General features: G+C 34.8%; 17 protein-coding genes and 1 pseudogene. 15 read left to right on the top strand and 3 right to left on the bottom strand.

The features are described from left to right. Positions 1-22 precede the first annotated feature (22 nt). Positions 23-1,039 carry a LacI family DNA-binding transcriptional regulator gene (locus tag DYE31_RS02440; RefSeq protein WP_015901225.1) on the top strand — a complete coding sequence of 339 codons (1,017 nt, stop codon included), beginning with the start codon at positions 23-25 and terminating at the stop codon, positions 1,037-1,039. Positions 1,040-1,170: 131 nt separating this feature from the next. Here the strand turns inward: DYE31_RS02440 and DYE31_RS02445 are convergent, their stop codons facing one another. Then, positions 1,171-1,728 (bottom strand): hypothetical protein, encoded by a 558-nt coding sequence (locus DYE31_RS02445; RefSeq protein ID WP_015901224.1) that lies wholly within the window; start codon positions 1,726-1,728, stop codon positions 1,171-1,173. 759 nt (positions 1,729-2,487) lie between these two features. Between DYE31_RS02445 and DYE31_RS02450 the strand changes: the two are divergent. From DYE31_RS02450 to DYE31_RS02485, 9 genes and pseudogenes are all read left to right on the top strand, one after another. After that, positions 2,488-3,528: pseudogene (locus DYE31_RS02450) on the top strand (PTS sugar transporter subunit IIC). 47 nt (positions 3,529-3,575) lie between these two features. Next, entirely contained in the window at positions 3,576-4,253 is a 678-nt protein-coding gene (gene sdaAB / locus DYE31_RS02455; protein WP_015901221.1) for an L-serine ammonia-lyase, iron-sulfur-dependent subunit beta, read from the top strand. A 13-nt stretch (positions 4,254-4,266) separates the two neighbouring features. After that, entirely contained in the window at positions 4,267-5,157 is an 891-nt protein-coding gene (sdaAA, locus tag DYE31_RS02460; RefSeq protein WP_015901220.1) for an L-serine ammonia-lyase, iron-sulfur-dependent, subunit alpha, read from the top strand. 176 nt (positions 5,158-5,333) lie between these two features. Beyond that, positions 5,334-5,510 (top strand): hypothetical protein, encoded by a 177-nt coding sequence (locus DYE31_RS12725; protein ID WP_015901219.1) that lies wholly within the window; start codon positions 5,334-5,336, stop codon positions 5,508-5,510. A gap of 76 nt (positions 5,511-5,586) precedes the next feature. Then, positions 5,587-6,120, top strand: coding sequence for an NAD(P)H-dependent oxidoreductase (locus DYE31_RS02465; RefSeq protein WP_015901218.1), 534 nt, complete (start codon positions 5,587-5,589; stop codon positions 6,118-6,120). 89 nt (positions 6,121-6,209) lie between these two features. Continuing rightward, positions 6,210-6,881: an NAD(P)H-dependent oxidoreductase gene (locus tag DYE31_RS02470; protein WP_015901217.1), complete on the top strand. Its 672-nt coding sequence runs from the start codon at positions 6,210-6,212 to the stop codon at positions 6,879-6,881. A gap of 192 nt (positions 6,882-7,073) precedes the next feature. Further along, positions 7,074-8,069 carry a D-2-hydroxyacid dehydrogenase gene (locus tag DYE31_RS02475; protein ID WP_015901216.1) on the top strand — a complete coding sequence of 332 codons (996 nt, stop codon included), beginning with the start codon at positions 7,074-7,076 and terminating at the stop codon, positions 8,067-8,069. 51 nt (positions 8,070-8,120) lie between these two features. Further along, on the top strand, positions 8,121-9,917 hold the full coding sequence (locus DYE31_RS02480) for an ABC transporter ATP-binding protein (protein WP_015901215.1): 1,797 nt from the start codon (positions 8,121-8,123) through the stop codon (positions 9,915-9,917). Further along, positions 9,901-11,688, top strand: coding sequence for an ABC transporter ATP-binding protein (locus tag DYE31_RS02485; protein WP_015901214.1), 1,788 nt, complete (start codon positions 9,901-9,903; stop codon positions 11,686-11,688). The genes DYE31_RS02480 and DYE31_RS02485 overlap by 17 nt, the downstream gene beginning before the upstream one ends. Positions 11,689-11,742: 54 nt before the next feature. Here DYE31_RS02485 and DYE31_RS02490 read toward each other — a convergent pair whose 3' ends face one another. Beyond that, positions 11,743-12,024 carry a GNAT family N-acetyltransferase gene (locus tag DYE31_RS02490; protein WP_015901213.1) on the bottom strand — a complete coding sequence of 94 codons (282 nt, stop codon included), beginning with the start codon at positions 12,022-12,024 and terminating at the stop codon, positions 11,743-11,745. A gap of 291 nt (positions 12,025-12,315) precedes the next feature. Between DYE31_RS02490 and DYE31_RS02495 the strand changes: the two genes are divergently transcribed. The 4 genes from DYE31_RS02495 (at position 12,316) to melB (ending at position 16,662) form a co-directional block, all read left to right on the top strand. After that, positions 12,316-13,323, top strand: coding sequence for a metal ABC transporter solute-binding protein, Zn/Mn family (locus DYE31_RS02495; protein ID WP_015901212.1), 1,008 nt, complete (start codon positions 12,316-12,318; stop codon positions 13,321-13,323). 161 nt (positions 13,324-13,484) lie between these two features. Next, positions 13,485-13,925 (top strand): MarR family winged helix-turn-helix transcriptional regulator, encoded by a 441-nt coding sequence (locus DYE31_RS02500; RefSeq protein ID WP_015901211.1) that lies wholly within the window; start codon positions 13,485-13,487, stop codon positions 13,923-13,925. Positions 13,926-13,986: 61 nt separating this feature from the next. Beyond that, complete coding sequence (locus tag DYE31_RS02505) at positions 13,987-14,880, top strand: VOC family protein (RefSeq protein WP_015901210.1); 894 nt, start codon at positions 13,987-13,989, stop codon at positions 14,878-14,880. A 348-nt stretch (positions 14,881-15,228) separates the two neighbouring features. After that, complete coding sequence (gene melB / locus DYE31_RS02510) at positions 15,229-16,662, top strand: melibiose:sodium transporter MelB (RefSeq protein ID WP_015901209.1); 1,434 nt, start codon at positions 15,229-15,231, stop codon at positions 16,660-16,662. Positions 16,663-16,677: 15 nt separating this feature from the next. Here the strand turns inward: melB and DYE31_RS02515 are convergent, their stop codons facing one another. Further along, positions 16,678-17,523, bottom strand: coding sequence for an AraC family transcriptional regulator (locus DYE31_RS02515; protein WP_115314354.1), 846 nt, complete (start codon positions 17,521-17,523; stop codon positions 16,678-16,680). A gap of 92 nt (positions 17,524-17,615) precedes the next feature. On the opposite strand from DYE31_RS02515, the gene DYE31_RS02520 reads away from it, so the two are divergent. After that, positions 17,616-20,630, top strand: a complete 3,015-nt coding sequence (locus DYE31_RS02520; RefSeq protein WP_015901207.1) for a beta-galactosidase — start codon at positions 17,616-17,618, stop codon at positions 20,628-20,630. Positions 20,631-20,655: the final 25 nt, after the last annotated feature.

Below are 20,655 nucleotides of genomic sequence, written 5' to 3' on the forward strand. Positions count from 1 at the left end.
TAATAAAGTGAGGAATTTTTAAATGAAAAAATCACAACCTACATTGCATGATATTGCGAGAATTTCAGGATTGTCGATTGCGACAGTAAACAAAGTATTAGAGGATAAACGTCATGTAGCGAGTGATAGTACGAGGGATAAAGTCGTTGAAGCATTAGAAATGCTTGGTTATGAACCAAGCCGATACATTCAGTCTTTAAGAGGAGAACAAACAAAAACGATTGCTTTTATTATCCCAAGACATGATGCGTATTATGCTTCGATTATAGATGCGATTGAACATCAAAAAGGCTCAGAATCTATTCGTATTATCGCTATGGCATCTAATGAAAAACCAGAGCGTCAAGACGAACTGATTGATTGGTTTGTTTCACAACAAGTAGATGGCATTATTGTATCTCCGGTTTCTGCACAAATGCGCATTGCACAAAGATGGCGAGATATTCCTATGCTGATTATCGATAATCATATTGAAGATGAATCACTGCCGTATGTTGGATTGAATCATGAAGATTCTGCTTATAAAGCTGCAGAACATTTATTGAAACAGCAACATGAAATCATCGGATTATTGCTAGGTAATCCTGAATCAAGTACTGCTGCAGATAGCAGAATGGGATATAAAGCTGCATTAGAAGATTTTAACTTAAATATGGATGAACGGTTAATCACATATCAATATAGCGATTTGAGTATGAATGCTACTGAAAAATATGGGACGGAAGCGGTAGAACAATTATTGAGTTCTATAAGAAAACCTTCTGCTATTATCGTGGCAAATCATGCTTTATTAATAGGTGTATTGCATGGATTGAATAATAATGGAGTGAAAGTACCGGAGGACATAGCTGTTGTCACTTTAGAAGAAAATAATTGGAATACAGCAAACCAACCTCAACTTACTGCAGTAGGTATTGCTTCAAAAGACATCGGTGCTTCAATATTTAAGCAATTACAACGCTTTTTTAACGGTGAAGATAAAGAAATTCAATCAAATTGGCTTCCATCTCATTTAATTATCCGAGATTCCAGCCAATAATTAGTCAAAATAATAAAAACCAAACGTTTGATGAAAGGGAAGTTGAACGTTTGGTTCTTTTTAATGTTGGGCTTTTTAGATACATAGGGTTTTAAAGCATTGCGCATTCGTAAAACATTTTTAATTTTAGGTTATTTTTGGGACGCTAGTCTGCGTGATTTAAATAAAACGATTGTTGATATTACAATACCGATAATAATGGCTATGACAGCACCTTGTTCTGGATGGTCAACGTGTCCTGCTTCTGGCAAGTCAGCGTGTGATGACGTTTGGTTTTCAGATTTTGTGCTGTCATCTTTCCCTGTTTGACTTTCATGAGCTGCTGTTGATTGTGGTGTCTCTTCTTTTTGAGTTGATTGTTGACTGTTGTTTGACTGATCAACATTTGTTGCATTGCTTCTTTTTGTATTCGTATCGGCTCCTGCATCAGTGTTTGCAGTTCGTGTGCTATCAGATTGACGGGGTTGATCTGTAGCAGCATCAGCCACGTGAGTTGTATTTGTTGAGATTTTATTTTCAACTTTTTCTTGAGATGCATCAGAAGCGTAGTGCTCAATAAACTGTTGGTTTGAGACATCATTACTTTCGGCAGCATTCATCACTCCAGGCGTATTAGTAAATAATAAACCGCTTAATGCGATTGTAGAAATATGAAGTAAGCTTCTTTTTTTACTTAACTTCATTTTCATAGAACAACACTCCTATTCAAAAATGAAAGTGTCTAGTCATCCATTGTTGTTTTGTCGGTATTGCTTAGTGATGTGGATGATACAGACGGCAATATATTAACCTATGAAGATATTGAATGTACTGGAACTAACTTTTAAATGGGAATATGGTTTGTTATTTACACAGGTTAGAGCAGGATATATTTCGTTCCTAGCACAATTATGTTTTTCAATCTCTTCATTACTTAGCATTACACAGCAATGTTAAGCAGTGTTTAAGCTGAGTTTAAAAAATAAAAAAGTTCGTAAATTTCAGTATATTAGAACATTTTAAATAGCCATATAAGAGAAAAGCCTATAATGGCAAGGGATTTACTAGGTTTTCCCAACAAAGAACGCAAATTAGTTGGTTTAAACTTAATTTCGAAAGTGTTATAGTAATCAACGGAAAATAAATTGTTGGTAATTTAATGTAAAAAGTCTAAAGGGAGTCTTTGACATTAATTTGGGTTATATCATGTTTATTTTTATAGAATAATGGTATTCGGAAACTATGGCATATTTGTAAACTAATTGTGACAAATTTATTGCCAAATAGGCTAAATTTATAAAATAAATTTAAAATAAAAAAGCAAATTTACACGTAATAAAAAGATTGTGAATTTATTCGCAAATTGCCAATTAATATTTTCGGAATGCTATTGAAAACGCTTTACTAATGGTTGTATTATGTCGGTGGTAGGAAAATTAAATATATAAAAGGAAAAGAGGTCATTTGACATGGATATTATCTTGGGAGCAGGGACTTTATTACTTGTCCTCATTGCAATGTCTTTATTTTTAAAATTCGCTCCTTATGGTAAGAAAGGATTGCAAGCGCTTTCGGGTGCAGCTTGTGCGACATTCTTGCCTTAAGCATTTTTAAGTTATGCAATTGGTGGGGTATTCCACATTGAATTCTTCCAAAAGATTGGTGACTTGGCGGGGAGCCTAAGCGGTATTGCTGTAGGTATTTTAACTTGCTTAAACATGGGTGTTTCACCAGTCTTTGCAGTAATTGTGGGTCTCGTGCTACATGATTCTAAATTATTGCCAGCTTTCATTGCGGCATATCTTGTAGCTTATGTTATTAAATTTATCGAGAAAAAAGTTCCAGAAGGGCTAGACTTGATCGTGGTAATCTTGGTAGCTCCAGCATTAACTTTCGGTATTGCAGGACTAATTTCTCCAGCAGTTATGGGTGTCTTAAAACAAATCGGTGGTGCGATTACAGCAGTTGGAGACAATAACCCATACGCTTTAGCAGTTATTTTAGGATTGATCATTCCAGTGGTAGGTATGACTCCTTTAAGTTCAATGGTACTAACAAGCTTATTAGGTTTAACTGGAGTTCCGATGGCAATTGGTGCATTAACTTGTACAGGTGCTTCATTCGCAAACTTCATGTTATTCAGAGGCTTGAAAATCGGCAATCTTGGTAAAGCGTTTGCCATTGCAATTGAACCACTTACTCAAATTGACACTATCGCCCAATATCCAATACAACTTTATGGTGCAAATGCGATTATAGGCGTATTCAACGCTATTATTGTTACTGCAATTGGTTTAGTAATCAACGTAACGGGTATGGCTACACCAATAGCTGGTGCAGTAGTATTATTCGGTTTCAACAAACCAGTTCCTAGTATTATCGGTATCGCAGCTGTAGCGATCACAAGTATTATACTTGGTTGGATTTTGGCTAAATTAATCAATAAAATCAATTTCAATAAACTTAGTGAAAAATTACCAGGCCGTAAAACAACAACTCAAGCAAACTAATTAATAAATCGTTTCTTAACAAAAAGATAAGGAGATGACTTTACGCTATGGCAAGAAAAAAGGATTTCCAGAGCGCTTTTGATATCATCGGACCTGTAATGATGGGACCTTCAAGTTCACATACAGCAGGTGCAGTTAAAATTGGGAATGCTGGAAGAACAGTACTGCAAGGTACACCAGAAAATATTGAAGTTCATTACTATGAATCTTTCGCAAAAACACATTTAGGTCACGGCACTGATGTAGCTATTATTGGTGGCATGTTAGGTTATAGTACGTTTGATGAACGTATTAAACATTCAATTGAAATTGCGAAAAATGAAGGTATTAAAATTAAATTCATTGAAGAATCAGGTAAAAGTTTAGGAGAACATCCAAACTGTGCATTAATTAAAGCAGACAGCGGTGATCGTCATATTGAAGTGAATGGTATTTCAATTGGCGGCGGAACAATTAAAATTAAAAGCATTAATGTAAATGGTCAATGTATCTTAATGAATCATGGTTTACCAATCTTAGAAGTAGATGGTCCAACAGACAATGCTACAATCAACCATTTAATTAATGATTTGATTGAAAACGGAGTAGATATCAACGAAGAAATTAAAACAATCAATCAAGAAGGTTGCTTAATTGCAATGCACTTAAACAAAGCACTTTCAGAAGATACGTTAGATAAAATGAAAGAGAAATATAGCGACTTAAACTTTGCATATATTAAATAAAGAGGTGTAATGTATGTTTGATACTATTAAAGAAATCATTGATTACTCGAACGAACATGATATGAGTTTCGCAGAAATTATGATTCAAGATGAGATGGAACGTAGCGGACAATCGAGAGAAGAAGTTTGTGAACAAATGAAACAAAACTTAGAAGTAATGCGCGACGCAGTTAAAAAAGGGACAACCGGCGAAGGCGTTAAAAGTGTAACAGGGTATACTGGTCAAGATGCAATTAAAATTAAAAACTATAATGATAACAATCATTCACTTTCAGGTAATGAAATGATGCAAGCGGTTATGGGCGCAGTTGCAACTAACGAAGTGAATGCAGCAATGGGTATCATTTGCGCAACGCCTACAGCTGGTTCTTCAGGTACAATCCCAGGAACATTGTTTAAATTAGAAGCAACTCATGGACTTACAGAAGATCAAATGATTGACTTCTTATTCTCAGCATCAATTTGCGGCCGTGTTGTTGCAAATAATGCAAGTGTTGCAGGTGCAACAGGTGGTTGCCAAGCTGAAGTTGGTTCAGCATCAGCTATCGCAGCAGCATCAGCTGTTCAAGTTTTCGGAGGCTCACCAGAAGCTTCAGGTCATGCATTAGCAATTTCATTAAGTAACTTGCTTGGTCTTGTATGCGACCCAGTGGCTGGCTTAGTTGAAATTCCATGTGTAATGCGTAATGCAATCGGTTCAGGAAATGCTTTAATTTCTGCTGACTTAGCATTAGTAGGTGTTGAAAGCAGAATTCCAGTTGATGAAGTTATCGAAGCAATGGGCAAAATTGGTCGTAACTTACCAGCTGAATTACGTGAAACTGGACTTGGCGGTTTAGCAGGAACTCCAACAGGTGAAGCAATCAAACGTAAAATCTTTGGAGACTCAGAAGTTAAGTCATAAAATAATCTTTAATTAAATAAAGAATTAATCTTTAAACACACAGTTATATGACTGTGTGTTTTTTTCGTTTTCAGAAGAAGAAAATAGAAAGAATTTAGAAATATGCAAATTGTGTGAAAATTATATTGAAAATTGTGACAATTATGGGTAAACTAGTCAAAAGGGGTTGATGGGATATGGTACTTAGATTAGTTTTAATTTTAATCGCTTTTGTAGCCAATACTACGCTTACTTACTATTTAATAGATTTTGGGGAAGTATTACAAAACTTTTTAAAATCAATGTCAATCAGTATGATACTCGTCTTTATTTTCTATTATGCAAAGTTAGTAATTGAAACAAAAAGGGAATAACTGAATATAAATTTAAATGAGATAGCTTGGGGAAGCAATCTCATTTTATTTTGCCAAAAGAAAGGATGAATTTGATATGTCTACTTTAGTAATTATTGCACATCCTGGAATTCAATCAGCAAATGTTAATGAATCGTGGAAAAAAACAATTGAAAATCGTTTTGAACTTGTGACGACTCATGATTTATATACGTTATATCCTGATGGGAAAATTGATGTTGAAAAAGAACAAAAACTTGTAGAACAACATGACCATATTGTGTTTCAATACCCAATGTATTGGATGAATTATCCACCATTATTGCAAAAATGGTTTGATGAAGTTTATACAAATGGTTGGGCCTTTAAAGGCGGAAGTGCATTGAAAGACAAATATTTCGGCTTAGCGATCTCATGCGGACAGCCAGAAAATCATTATTCTCATTCCGGTCCCATCGGTTATACGATAGATGAAGTTGTAACGCCATTAAAGGCTGTCATTAATTTAGTTGGAGGTCGTTACTTTGGCTTACATGCAATGTATGATACTGATAATATCGGCAACTTTGCTGATATTGCAGAAAATGCAGACCAATATATCGCCTTTTTAGAAAAACTTGAAAGACAGTAAAGTTATAATGATGAGAATGAACCGCTTCTTTTTCAACTGTAACCTACGTATTCTATACTAATGTTATCAATTAAATTAGGAGAGATTTCATGGAAAACAAAGAAATGCGCCAAGTCATCATTGATGCATTTAATTTCAGACATGCAACAAAACGATTCAACCCTGATAAGAAAGTAAGCGATGCTGACTTTCAAACAATATTAGAAGCAGGCAGACTATCACCAAGTTCAATTGGTTCAGAGCCATGGCGTTTTGTCGTTGTACAAAATGAAGAAATGCGAGAAAAATTAAAAGAAGTTGCACCAGGTGCTCAAGGCCAATTAGAAACAGCAAGCTATTTTGTTATTATTTTGGCACGTAAAAATCTCAAAGCAGATTCTGAACACTTTAGACATATGTTAAAAGACATTCAAAAAGTACCTGAAGAAAAAATAGAAGGTATGGTCAAAGGATTTACATCATTCCAAAATGATAACTTGAACCTATATGAAAGCGACCGTTCATTGTGGGACTGGGCAAGTAAACAAACTTACATTGCACTCGGCAATATGATGACAGCAGCGGCATTATTAGGTGTTGACTCTTGTCCGATGGAAGGTCTTAAAATGAAAGAAATGACAAAACTACTTAATGATGAAGGTATTATGAATTCAGATTATTTCTTACCTTCAGTCATGGTTGCATTTGGTTATCGTGCAGAGGATCCAAAACGTGCAAAAACACGTCAATCACAAGAAGATGTAGTCGAATGGATTATGTAATTTCTTAATTTAAATTGTTTCAATAGAGGCTCTTATAGCAAATACAGCTATTTAAGAGCTTCTTTTTTTACGATAAAATTATCTGAATTTTGTGTTTCTTGTAATTGGATGAATGCTATAATTAAGTTCATAACCTTTATTCAAAAAAATAGAATGAAAAGTGAGGGAATACATAACAAGGGAGTGTTTTAAATGGTGAAAATTAAAATGTTTGATGTGGAAAATTATGAAGAACAATATATTAAAGATTGGGTAAAAGAACATCAAATAGAAGTAGATTTTGAACATGGTCCATTAACAAAAGAAAAAGCAACGCAATTAAAGGATTATGACGGAGTTTCATTAAGCCATAATGGTCCGTTTGATTCTGATTTATATGAAGTATTGGCTTCGCATGGGATAAAACAGATTGCTCAACGCAGTGCAGGTTTTGATATGTATGATTTGGAAAAAGCGCGCGAATGGGGTATTACAATTACAACAGTGCCAAGCTATTCACCAAGCTCGATAGCTGAATATGCAGTGATGGGTACGCTGTATTTTGCAAGACAAGTACCATTAATACGACAACGGGTGCACCAGCATGATTTCAGATGGAAAGGCGATATCATGTCGCGTACGGTCAAAGACTTAACTGTTGCAGTAATCGGTATTGGAAGAATCGGCAGTATTTCAGCACGCTTATTTCATAGCTTCGGATGCAAAGTAGTGGGATATGATCCTATACGACGCCCTGAAATGGAAGATATTGTAGAGTATAAAGAAAGTCTCTTAGAAGCAATTACAGAAGCAGACATTGTGGCACTGCATATACCTGGCAATAAAGAAACGTATCATCTGTTTGACGAAGAAGTTTTTCGCCATTTCAAAACTGAAACTATCTTTGTAAATGCTGCACGTGGTATGGTGGTGGATACTAAAGCGTTCTTGAAAGCTTTAAATAGTGATAAAATTATAGGTGCTGTAATAGATACGTATGAGAATGAAGCAGAATATTATCGAAGAGATCATTCTGGAAAAGAGATTAAAGACGATATTTTACTGCATTTAATTGAACGAGATGATGTATTAGTGTCTCCGCATATTGCATTCTTTACTGGAGAAGCAGTTAAGAATTTAACAGAAGGCGGACTTAATAGTACTTTAGAAGTTTTAACAACAGGCGATTCAGAATTTCGTATTAATTAAGGCATTCTTTTAAACGTTGAACCAAATTGAAATAAAGGGGGAACGTTCAACATGAAAGTCTTTATGAATTTAAAGTGGTTTTTTAAACAAGAAAAGGCTGAGTATTTATTAGGGCTCTTAGTCTTATTGGGAATCGCATTGATTCAACTTGTGCCGCCGCAAATTATCGGAAAAACCATTGATTTAATCGGGACAAAAAAACTGACAGGTCATACTTTGCTGATTTATATGCTGATACTAGGCGGCGCAGCGATTATGACATATATTTTGCGTTATACATGGCGTGTATTAATTTTTGGAACAAGTAATAAATTAGGCAAAATTCTGCGTAATCGTTTATATGAAAAATATACGTCGATGAGTCCGTCATTTTTCCAGCAAAGACGTACTGGGGATTTGATGGCACATGCAACGAATGATATCAATGCAGTACAAGGTGCAGCAGGTCCAGGTATATTAATGATCAGCGATTCATTAATCACAGGGACGTCTATTTTAATTACAATGGCCATTACAGTTAACTGGAAATTAACCTTGATTGTAATGTTGCCGATGCCGATTTTAGTTATTTTAACAAGTTATTATGGACGATTGATGAGCAAAGGTTTTAAAAAGGCACAAGCGGCATTCAGTCGATTGAATGATAAAACACAAGAAAGTATTGCTGGGATAAAAGTAACCAAAACCATGGGATACGAAAAAAGCGACCAAAAAGATTTTAAAGATATCAGTGATGATGTTGTTCAAAAAAACTTGAAGGTAGCACAAATTGATGCGCTTTTTGATCCTACAATTATGCTAGTAATCGGTGCCAGTTACTTCTTAGCGATGGTATGCGGGTCATTTATGATTTTCCATAATACTATCTCGTTAGGTCAATTAATTACTACAACAACATACTTAGGTATGTTAGTATGGCCGCTTCTCGCACTTGGCTTTTTCTTCAATATTATCCAACGCGGGAATGCTTCTTATGAGCGTATCAGCGAAATCATGGATACTCAAAATGAAATTGATACAGCTTATAGTGTTGAAGGCTTTCCATCAGGAAACATTACTTTCAATATTGAAAGTTTCCGCTTCCCGAATGCCGAACAGCCTGCTTTAACAGATGTCCGCTTTACAATTGAAGAAGGCACTACTGTCGGTATTGTGGGTAGAACAAGTTCAGGAAAAAGTACGCTGCTTAGATTATTAGTAAGAGAATTTGATACAAAAAGACCAGAAGATATTACGTATGGCGATATTCCTATCAGAGATTACGAAATCAGACATTTGCGTGCTATGTTCGGTTATGTGCCGCAAGATAATTTCTTATTCTCTACAACGATTAAAGAAAATATTGCTTTTGCGGATCCTGCAATGGAAGAAGAAAATATTGCACGTGCTGCACAATTAAGCTATATCCATAACGATATTCTAGATTTTCCTAAAGGCTATCAAACGATTGTAGGAGAACGTGGTGTTTCTTTATCTGGCGGACAAAAACAACGTGTTTCTATTGCCCGAGCAGTAATTCAAAATCCTCCGGTACTCATATTTGATGATTCTTTATCCGCAGTTGATGCAGATACAGAAGAACATATTTTAAATAACATGCAAAATGAGAGACAAGGTAAGACGAATATTATTACAGCACATCGTATGAGTGCAGTCAGTCATGCTGATTTGATTGTGGTTATGGATGAGGGAACAGTTGTTGAACAAGGCACACATGAAGAATTAATGCGCAATCAAGGATGGTATTGGCAGACATATCAATCTCAACAATTACGTGATGAGTTAACACGAAATCTTGATGATATCACGCAAGTGGAAGGAGATGATTCAAATGCCGAAAACAAATAAAGCGCAGTATGATTATCAATTAAGTGCAAAAGACCAGTGGCGTGTTTTGATGCGTTTGATTCGTTATACATTTTCTTTTAAATGGTTGATTGCACTTGCATTCTTGATGTTGGCTATCTCCACAGCAGCCAGTGTTGCAACGCCGTATATCGTTAAAGTATTTATCGATGATTACTTAACACCAAGACATTTTCCGCAAAATGAAATCACTTGGCTTGTTGTCATCTTTATCGTGATTGAACTTGTCGGTGCAGCAACTACGTACATCAATATTTATATGTTCCAAAATTTTGCATTTAAAATCATCCAGCAATTGCGTATTGATGCATTTGATAAAATCGGCAGATTAGGAATGAAATACTTTGATGAAGTACCAAGCGGCAGTATTGTTTCGCGTTTGACCAATGATACGGAAGCGATTATAGATATGTTTACAGGTGTATTTGCTTCCTTTTTAATGGCACTTTTTACTGTCATTTCAAGTTTTATTATGATGTTTATTTTAGATGTCAGACTTGCCTTTATGGCTATGTTCTTTATGCCGATTATTATCTTAGTATTGGCACTGTATCGTAAATATGCCTCAATCTTTTTTGCAGAAGCTAGGGAACGTTTATCTAATTTAAATGCTAAATTAGCAGAATCTATCGAAGGTATTCGTATGATTCAAGTATTCAATCAGGAAAAAAGATTACAAGAAGAATTTGCAGAGATTAACGAAGAATATTACCAATATAATTTGAAAACAATACGATTAGATGGTTTGTTATTACGTCCAGCAATCGGGATGTTAAGTATCTTTGCGACTGTAATGATATTGAGTTATTTCGGATTATTAAGCTTTTCATCTTCAGTTACAGCAGGGGTTGTATATGCCTTTGTACAATACATGCAGCGTTTCTTTGAACCAATTAACCAAGTCAGTCAGAATCTGAATATTTTCCAACAAGCCTTGGTTGCGGCTAATCGTGTATTCGCATTGCTTGATAATGATACCTTAGAACCGAAACAAGAAGCGGTTTCAGACCACTTGATTACAGATGGAAAAATTGAATTTAAAGACGTAACTTTCAGTTATGATGGCGAGCATGATGTCTTGAAGCATATTACTTTTACAGCAAATCCAGGAGAAACGGTCGCATTAGTTGGTCATACGGGTTCAGGTAAAAGTACTATCGTCAATTTGTTTATGCGCTTTTATGAGTTTCATCACGGTGAAATCTTAGTAGATGGTTATTCAATTAAAACGATACCAAAACAAGATTTGAAACAGAAAGTAGGACTGGTATTGCAAGATCCATTTATTTTCTATGGAACAATCTTTACTAACATTAAGCTGTATCATCCTACGATGACTTTTGAACAAGTTAAAAATGCAGCGGAATTTGTACATGCTGATCGTTTCATCAATCAATTAACCGACCAATATAATCATAAAGTGGTTGAAAAAGGAAGTGCGTTCTCAAGCGGTGAACGTCAACTGATTGCTTTTGCACGTACAATGGCAATTGATCCTAAAATATTAATATTAGATGAAGCAACAGCATATATTGATTCTGAAACTGAAGAACAAATTCAAGATTCTTTAAAAGTGATGCGAAAAGGTCGTACTACTTTAGCGATTGCGCATAGACTTTCTACGATTCAAGATGCAGATCAAATTTTAGTCTTGAATAAAGGTGAGATTGTTGAACGCGGCACGCATGAAGAATTGCTTAAACAAAAAGGTATTTACTACAATATGTTTTTATTGCAAAATGGACAAAATTAAAAACAGAGAGATCAGATGTGAATCTGATCTCTCTGTTTGTTTTACTTATGTAAATTATTCTTTGCCTGCATAGAATTGCTTGAATTCTGGAAAATGATCAATAATATTTCGAGCATAAGAACTGCTGCAAGTAATTTTTAAATCATTTTCATTGGCATAATCGATAACTTTCTCGACTAATTTAGTACCCATACCCTGATTGCCTAAAGTGTCGCTTACGGCTGCATAGTAGATATCAATCGTTTTTTCGTTTACATTACGAAACTGGATGATAGCATCCGGTTCTTCTGCATCTCCTATATAAAATTGATTTTCACCCGTTTGCAAACCTGTCATACATACCCCTTCTTTACTTAAATTTAATTACATATTAAATTTTACATTAAAAGAAAAGGGTAGACAATAAATTGTGACACTTTTTTGTCTTTTTATTCTGAGAATTTTTGATTTAAAAGAGAATTGGAAAAAATAAAGAGTACAATATTTCAAGTTAATGAATAAAATTTATTAAGAAAAATTTCAGAATACTAGGAATCTAAAAGATTTGTCAAATACCATTGCAATTTATTTATTTTAGGGGTATAGTTTAAACCATAATGATTACGATTTGGAGGGAGTAACTTGAAAATGAAGAAAACATTATTCATTTTATTATCTCTTGTCTTAACTGTAGCTTTAGCAGCTTGCGGAAATGGCAGCAACGATAAAGACAGCAGCAGCAGTAAAGATAAGAAAGAATACAGCGAAAAGCATAAGATGAAAATTAATACGACAGTCTTTGCTTTCCAAAGCTTTGCCGAGCAAATCGGTGGTAAATACGTAGATGTTAAATCAATCTATCCACCTGGTTCAGACATACATAACTTCGAACCAACGCAAAAAGAAATCTTGAATATCTCTAAAGGTGACTTATTCATTTATACATCTAAAGATATGGATCCAGCAGCAGGAAAAATTGCGAAAACAATTAAAAATAAAGATGACGTATTATCTTTAACAAAAGGAATCAGTAAAAACGATTTACTTCCAGGTGAAGAACATGAACATGAGCATGAACATGGCGACCATGAAGAACACGGAGAAGAACATGAGCATGAACATGAACACGGTAAATACGATCCACATATTTGGTTAGATCCAGTTATTGACCAAAAATTCGCTAAAGAAATTAAAGACGAATTAGTTAAGAAAGATCCTGACCATAAAGATTACTATGAAAAGAACTATAAAAAATTAGATAAACAAATCGCTGATGTCGATAAAGATATGAAACAAATTTCTAAAGACAAAAAACGTGATAAAGTTATCATTTCACATGATTCATTATCATACTTAGCTAAACGTTATAACTTCGAACAAGAAGGCGTTAATGGTATGAACAATGATGAACCAAGTCAAAAAGAAATTTTATCTATTGTCGATGAAGTTAAAAAATCTAAACAACCATACGTATTGTATGAACAAAACATTCCTTCTAAAGTAACTGACATCATCAGAAAAGAAACAAATACAAAACCATTAAGCTTCCATAACTTGTCAGTATTAACTAAAGATGAAGCAAAAGATAAAGATATTACTTATCAATCATTGATGAAGAAAAATATCAAATCATTGAAAAAAGCTTTAGATGAATAATTTGAAGGTTGAACACACATGTTGTAAATGCAGCATGTGTGTTTTTCTGTATTCAGGGAAGTATATTTAGTAAGTATAAAAATTATAGTCAAAACACTTTACTTTTATTATCTACCGTATTATAATTATCTCGAATTCGAAATAAATGAGAGGTGATGATAATGTCGCGACAAGAAAGTGCGTTAAATGCATTTATCGGTTTAACCAGAACGACTGATATTTTAGAACAAATTGCAAAAGAAGATGCCAGAAAGCATCAATTAAATATTACAGAGTTTGCGGTATTAGAATTACTATTTCATAAAGGACCGCAACAAGTACAGCATATTCGTAAGCGGGTACTTATAGCGAGCAGCAGTATTACGTATGTCGTAGATTGTTTAGTGAAAAAGCAACTCGTCAATAGAGTAAAAGATGATAAAGATAAGCGTGTATTTAATGTAGCATTGACAGCACAAGGCATACAGTTGATGGAAGCAATTTTCCCTCAACATGCAAAAGCGTTAACAGAAGCTTTTGCAACTTTAAATGATGACGAACTTGCACAATTAAATCAGTTATTAAAAAAAGTCAGCACTCATGCACAAATGATTGAAGCATAAGTGCTTTAACTAGGACATAATTTATCTCGAAAACGAGATAAATTTAAGGGGGATATTATTCATGAAAGATATTAAACGTATTCATCATATTTCAGCAATTGTAGGAGATCCGCAAGAAAACTTAGATTTTTATAGAGATGTATTAGGTTTGCAGTTAATTAAACAAACAGTCAATTTTGATGACCCAGGTGTCTACCATCTTTATTTCTCAAGACAAGATGAAAATAAAGAAATGGTGATTACTTTCTTCAACTGGCCGAACGAACATCGCGGTAGAGTAGGAAGCGGTCAAGTCGGCACAATTGCATTCAGAATTCCAAAAGGTTCTATGGATAGATGGCAAGCATGGTTGAAAGATAAAGGTGTAGATTCTAAAATATCAGGTTTGTTTGATGATGCGACATTGGAATTTAAAGATGTACACGGTCTTTCACTCGCATTAGTAGAAGGTGAAGAAGAATCAGATGATGATGCGATTTTAGGGTTCCACGGAACAGAATTGCTTTCTGCTGATCCAGAAGGTACACGCAGTACCTTAGTTGATGATATGGGATTGAATGTGGTGAGTGAAAATCCAGCTAAAATCCATTTAGAAACACGTGGAGAAGAAGCACATCAAATTATTATTTCAACATCACCAATGCCAAAAGGACTATTCGGTGTCGGCACAGTACACCATGTAGCATGGAATGCTGAAGATGAAGCTGAACATAAAGAATGGCAATCACATATGCTCGATGCAGGTTATCATGTTACTGAAGTTAAAGACAGAAAATACTTTAAAGCACTTTACTTCAAAGAAAAAGGTGATATTGTATTTGAAATTGCGACTGAAGGACCAGGGTTTACAGTTGATGAAGATGTGAATGAATTGGGTCAGCATTTAATGTTGCCAGAACAATTTGAAAGTCAACGTGAAGAATTGGTACAAAATTTAAAAACGCTTCAACTATAAAAATGTGACAATGCTAAATTTATAGATACAGCATTTGAGCGAAATTTAAGCCTTATATCAAGGGTTTAAATTTCGCTCTTTTTTATTTGCTATTCGACAAGGTAGCATTATGAATGAACTTAAAATAGGTGAGTAATGTCTTCTTTCAACGAGTTAATAATAGAACATACAGAGTGATTTATTTAAAAAGTGGAAACAAATTATCGGAAAATGGAAACATAATGCCATGTAAAAATAAAGTGCCAAGTGATAACGTTTACATTAAGAAAGAACACAATAAGCAGTCTTCGATGATGTGCGATTGACAGCGCCTAGACATAACAATCTATAGACAGAGGTGGAGAAAGATTGGAAAGAAAATTAACACGATTTGAAAAATATGCATTTGGTTTTGGAACTGTAGGGAAAGATGCCATTTTTAATATTGTAAGTTTATTTTTAATGTTTTACATAACTGACATTGTAGGATTGTCTCCAGCGTTTGTAGGTGTACTCTTTTTTGCGGCACGTATTTGGGATGCAATTAATGATCCGATAATGGGAATGGTTGTTGATAATACACATAATCGTTTCGGCAAATTCAAAACTTGGTTGGTCGTCGGTACATTAATCAATGCAGTGATTACCATCTTGCTTTTTACTAATTTTAATTTGCCTGGCAATGGGATGTATATCTATATTTCTGTCATCTATATTATTTGGGGCATGACTTATACCATTATGGATATCCCTTATTGGTCATGGCTTCCTAACCTGACTAATAACCCGAGAGAACGTGAAGAAGTAGCGGTGGTACCGCGTTTCTTTGCTAGTTTTGCAGCATTTGTCATCGGGAGTTTCGGATTATTGTTTATTCATCAGCTTGATAATTGGCTAGGTCATTCTTTTAAGGGTGCGGGTATTTTCGCACTTGCTATTATCTGCAGTATTACATTCTTAATTACAATTGGTATTACAGTTTTTTATGTACATGAAGATACAGAAATAGAACGTCAAAATGCGATCAAAGTTCAATTTAAAGACTTGTGGCGTATTCTATTTAAAAACAAAGAACTTCTTGCCATTATCGGTGTGATTTTAGCATTCAACTTATGTGGTCAGATGATTAACGGCATTATTCTTTATTACTTTAAGTATGTCGCAGGTGTAGAAAGTTTATTCTCAGTTTTCAATACGATGATTTTAATGGAAATGGTGTCACTATTAATTTTCCCTTTCTTAGTGAAAAAAGTAGGGCGCAGTGCAGTATTCAATTTTGCAGTGTCAGGTATTGTTATCGGTCTCGTTATTATTTTAGTCGCTGGTTTTATTGCGCCTCATAGCGCTTTATGGGTTGTTATAGGAGGTGCTTGTATCCGTTTTGGAACAGGTACATTAGTAGGTATCAACACAGTCGCTTTAGCTGATGTTATTGATTATAGTGAAGTAAAATTTGGTCAACGCAATGAAAGTGTGATTACGTCGACACAAACATTTTTAGTGAAACTCGCACAAGCATTTGCGGGCTTAAGTGTTGGTATAGGGCTGTCATTCATAGGTTATACACCGAATGTTGCACAAACTGCAGAAACAGTTTGGGGCATTCGTATCGGCATGATAGGCATTCCAATTTTCTTCATTATCATTTGCAGCTTGCTTTATCATAAAGCTTTCAATTTAAAAGGCGACTTCTTAAAAGACATTGAAAAGACCTTGGAATACAAACGTAAACGCGAAGGGCACAGTCCTATTCATCATGAAACTCCACAAACAGAAGGTGTCTCATCAGCAATGAATTCATAATGAAAAAATTTTAGATTAATGCTGAGATATACCGAAAGCTGAACGATATTCAGATGGATTCATATTAAAATGTCGTTTAAATGCGCGAGAGAAAATCAAGGGATCATGATGGTATCCAACCTTTTCGGCTATAGCATAAATCGGATCATTAGAATTGATTAAATGTTGAGAAGCATGGTACATACGCAAGTTATGAAGATAATCTTTAGGTGAAGTACTGAAATGTTTTTGGAATGTTTTATAGAGATAGCTTCGACTTAAATTAGATGCATCTGCAATAGCAGATACGGAGATATCATACATGTAATTTTGGTTCATAAATTGGAGTGCAAATTGAATTTTTTGATCAACTTCTTGCTCGGTATAAGTAAACTTTTTCGGAAATGTTTTTTGAAGCGCATAGAGCAGTTCAAATAAATACTGACTTAATAAGATATCATCAGAATTTTCGATTTGCATATTTTCTGCTGTGTGGCAGATATCTTGTATTACCCGGGAAATATCAGAAATATTTTGCTGTTGTTCTACAACTTTATCTATAATGCTTGAGCGTGATAAATAGGTCATAACCTGTTTGCCGCTCATCCCGACCCAGTAATACGACCAAGGATTATTTTTGGAAGCAGTATAACTGACTTCCATGCCTTCTTTCAGCAAAAATAAATCTCCTTTTTTCAAATGATATGTTTGCCCATTATAAGTAAATGTTCCAGTACCTTGTGTAATGACGTGCAAGACAGCTGTTTTAGTCACAGTATATGTATAACCGACATTAGGGGTGCCTAGTTCAATCCCGCATTCATCAATATTAGACTCAAAATTTTCTTTTTTAAATTTTTTCCAAAGCAACTGCACAATCATCACGCTCTCTTTCTCTCTCAGTAGACATATTATAACATGCAAGCGATTCAGAAAGAGACGTGATATTTCGATAATTCAGGAGGTATTAAGTTTTGAAATTAGACTTGCATTATAATTTAAAACAGTTACATGTGAATACATTACCTTATACAAATTACTTTGTTCCATATCATAGAAAAACTGAAGTACATGACAATAAAAAAGATTTAGATAAAGCATGTGTAACGCCTTTAAATGGTGATTGGAACTTTGATTATTATGAAAGTGTAAAGGAATATGAAGCGGCTTCAACTAAAAAAAGTAAAGGAGAGCTGCCTGTTCCTGGTGTTTGGAATTTATTTGGTTATGATCAAATACAGTATGTGAATATTAAATATCCAATTCCGTTTGACCCTCCGAATGTTCCTGAAGAAAATCCTTGCGGTTTGTATCGACGCCAGTTTGAATTGAATAAACTATACAAGAAGAAAGAACGTCAATACATTTTGAATTTTGATGGAGTCAGCAGTGCCTATTATGTATGGGTGAATCAAAAATTCGTAGGATACAGCCAGGTCTCACATTCTATTTCTCGTTTTGATATCACAGATTTTGTAAAAGGCGGCAGAAATTCAATCGCTGTTTTAGTTGTGAAATATTCAGATGGTACTTATTTAGAGGACCAAGATATGTTTCGTCATTCAGGCATCTTCAGAGATGTTTATATTGTAGAAAGACCAGAAGCGAGAATTGAGGATTTCAAAATTGATACTAAAGTAGATACAGTCGAAAACACAGGTGAAATACTTATTGATATACGAAAAATAGCAGGTGACCCTTCGATTGAATATGCATTATATAATCCTAATAAAAAGGTTATAAAAAGAGGGGAAGTGGGTGATGAAAGACAAATTGTAATACCGCTTTCTCAACCTGAACTTTGGTCAGCTGAAACACCTAATTTGTACACATTGTATCTCATTACTAAAGACGAAGTTATTAAGCAGAAAATCGGCGTACGTGAGGTTAAGATAGAAGATCAGCAATTATGGATTAATGGTCAAAGTGTTAAATTAAGAGGGGTGAATTATCACGACACCGATCCGCTTCAAGGTTATGTCGTCTCAGAACAACGCTTGATTACCGATTTGAAATTGATGAAAGAAGCGAACTTTAACGCAATCCGTACGGCACACTATCCTAAATCCCCTTATTTTTATGAATTAGCAGATAAATATGGTTTTTATGTGATGAGTGAAGCGGATTTAGAAACCCATGGTGTGGTCATGTTATATGGAAAAGAAAATATAGATGATTTTAATATCATCGCAGATAACCCTAAATATGAAAAAGCAATTTTAGATAGAGTAGAAGCCTCGATTGTTCAATTGCAAAATTATTCATCTATTATTATGTGGTCATTGGGCAATGAGTCAGGTTATGGTCAAAATTTCAAAAAAGCAGCAGCACTCGCGCATGATTTAGATGATACAAGACCTGTGCACTATGAAGGTGCATTTTATGCAAGAGGCGGAGAAGATTATAGCAAATTGGATGTTATCAGCCGAATGTATCCTTCACCAGAAGAGATTGAAAGACGTTATTTAGACAACAAACAAGTAACAAAGCCTTTTATTCTATGCGAATATGCACATGCGATGGGAAATTCACCAGGAGGATTAGAAGCATATCACGACTTGATGGAAAAATATCCTGCATTTATTGGCGCATTTGTTTGGGAATGGTGTGACCATGCAGTCACAGCTGGTATGCAGCATGGATTGTACCGTTTCAGATATGGGGGAGATTCAGGAGAGACTTTACATGATGGTAATTTTTGTGTTGACGGCATTGTTAACCCTGACAGAATTCCGCATGAAGGATTTTATGAATTCCAAGAAATTCATCGTCCTTTGGTATTGAAAAAATATGATGGATTAACTTGGACGGTTCGAAACCAGCTTGATTTTCTGAATATAAACCAATTTATAGAGGCAGCTGTTTCACTGACTACAATTGGTGGCGAAAGTAAGAAATTTTCGTTTGAACTGCCTGAACTATTACCGCATGAAGAAAGAGAAATCGATTTTACTTCAATCTTGAAAGATAGTCATTTTAAACCTGAAGAATTGAGCAGTATTATGCTGACGTATCGTTTGAAATCTGCGACAGGCTTATTAAGTGCTAAGACTTATCTTGGACATGATCAAGTCATCTATCAACGTCAGGTTATTAATAAAGTAGAAGATCGAAATGCTCCAATTACAGAACAAGCAGCAATAAATATAAGCGCAAATAGTATCTCGGTACAACTTAAAGAATGGGAATATCATTTTGATAAAAAAACGGCGGCACTTAATTTGATTAAACATAATAACAAGCGTTTGTTGGATGAACCTACAAAAATTGTGATATGGCGTGCACCGACAGACAATGATATTCATCTTGAAGAAAGATGGAAAGAAATGGGATATTTCAATCCAATTACACGCATACTTGGTTATAGCATTGACGAACAAGATAACAGAATAATCATCTCGTTTGATATCGGTTTTTATAGTACCAATACACCTAAAATTTTATCCGTAGATTGCAAATGGACCATTTATCCTGGCGGTCATATTGAAGTAGATATGCATATGGAACGTAATATGCGTATGCCTGCGTTGCCGCGCTTTGGCATGATTTGGAAATTACAAAAAGAATATGAAAAAATACGATATTATGGCAACGGACCTTTCAGCAGTTATAGCGATAAAAATTTGGCTTGCCATTTAGGCTGGTTCAATACAACAGTAGATGAAAATTTCAGACCGCACATACGTCCTCAAGAAGATGGCAGCCATGATAATGTCACTTCTATGAGTATAAAAAGCCCGGATAAGGAAATTCGATTTTCAGCTGAAGAACCATTTAGTTTTAATGCGAAACATTATTCAGATGAGCAAATGACAATGATAAAACATAACGATAAATTACAAAAAGAACCTTATTCATTTGTGCATATCGATGCAGTGCAAAGCGGAATAGGTACGCACAGTTGCGGACCTGAGCTGCCTAAGCGCTATCAAGTGAATGGCCACACATATAATCTGAATTACAGTATCGATTTTAAAGATTTTATATAAAAATAAGGCAGATAGACCAAAAATG

Origin of the sequence: Staphylococcus carnosus (assembly GCF_900458435.1) — a bacterium.
Taxonomy (GTDB): domain Bacteria; phylum Bacillota; class Bacilli; order Staphylococcales; family Staphylococcaceae; genus Staphylococcus; species Staphylococcus carnosus.

Excerpts from the sequence above, each read along its gene's own strand:
- DYE31_RS02440 (WP_015901225.1), top strand. The coding sequence starts at position 23 with ATGAAAAAATCACAACCTACATTGCATGATATTGCGAGAATTTCAGGA.
- DYE31_RS02445 (WP_015901224.1), bottom strand. The coding sequence starts at position 1,728 with ATGAAAATGAAGTTAAGTAAAAAAAGAAGCTTACTTCATATTTCTACA.
- sdaAB (WP_015901221.1), top strand. The coding sequence starts at position 3,576 with ATGGCAAGAAAAAAGGATTTCCAGAGCGCTTTTGATATCATCGGACCT.
- sdaAA (WP_015901220.1), top strand. The coding sequence starts at position 4,267 with ATGTTTGATACTATTAAAGAAATCATTGATTACTCGAACGAACATGAT.
- DYE31_RS12725 (WP_015901219.1), top strand. The coding sequence starts at position 5,334 with ATGGTACTTAGATTAGTTTTAATTTTAATCGCTTTTGTAGCCAATACT.
- DYE31_RS02465 (WP_015901218.1), top strand. The coding sequence starts at position 5,587 with ATGTCTACTTTAGTAATTATTGCACATCCTGGAATTCAATCAGCAAAT.
- DYE31_RS02470 (WP_015901217.1), top strand. The coding sequence starts at position 6,210 with ATGGAAAACAAAGAAATGCGCCAAGTCATCATTGATGCATTTAATTTC.
- DYE31_RS02475 (WP_015901216.1), top strand. The coding sequence starts at position 7,074 with ATGGTGAAAATTAAAATGTTTGATGTGGAAAATTATGAAGAACAATAT.
- DYE31_RS02480 (WP_015901215.1), top strand. The coding sequence starts at position 8,121 with ATGAAAGTCTTTATGAATTTAAAGTGGTTTTTTAAACAAGAAAAGGCT.
- DYE31_RS02485 (WP_015901214.1), top strand. The coding sequence starts at position 9,901 with ATGCCGAAAACAAATAAAGCGCAGTATGATTATCAATTAAGTGCAAAA.
- DYE31_RS02490 (WP_015901213.1), bottom strand. The coding sequence starts at position 12,024 with ATGACAGGTTTGCAAACGGGTGAAAATCAATTTTATATAGGAGATGCA.
- DYE31_RS02495 (WP_015901212.1), top strand. The coding sequence starts at position 12,316 with ATGAAGAAAACATTATTCATTTTATTATCTCTTGTCTTAACTGTAGCT.
- DYE31_RS02500 (WP_015901211.1), top strand. The coding sequence starts at position 13,485 with ATGTCGCGACAAGAAAGTGCGTTAAATGCATTTATCGGTTTAACCAGA.
- DYE31_RS02505 (WP_015901210.1), top strand. The coding sequence starts at position 13,987 with ATGAAAGATATTAAACGTATTCATCATATTTCAGCAATTGTAGGAGAT.
- DYE31_RS02515 (WP_115314354.1), bottom strand. The coding sequence starts at position 17,523 with ATGATTGTGCAGTTGCTTTGGAAAAAATTTAAAAAAGAAAATTTTGAG.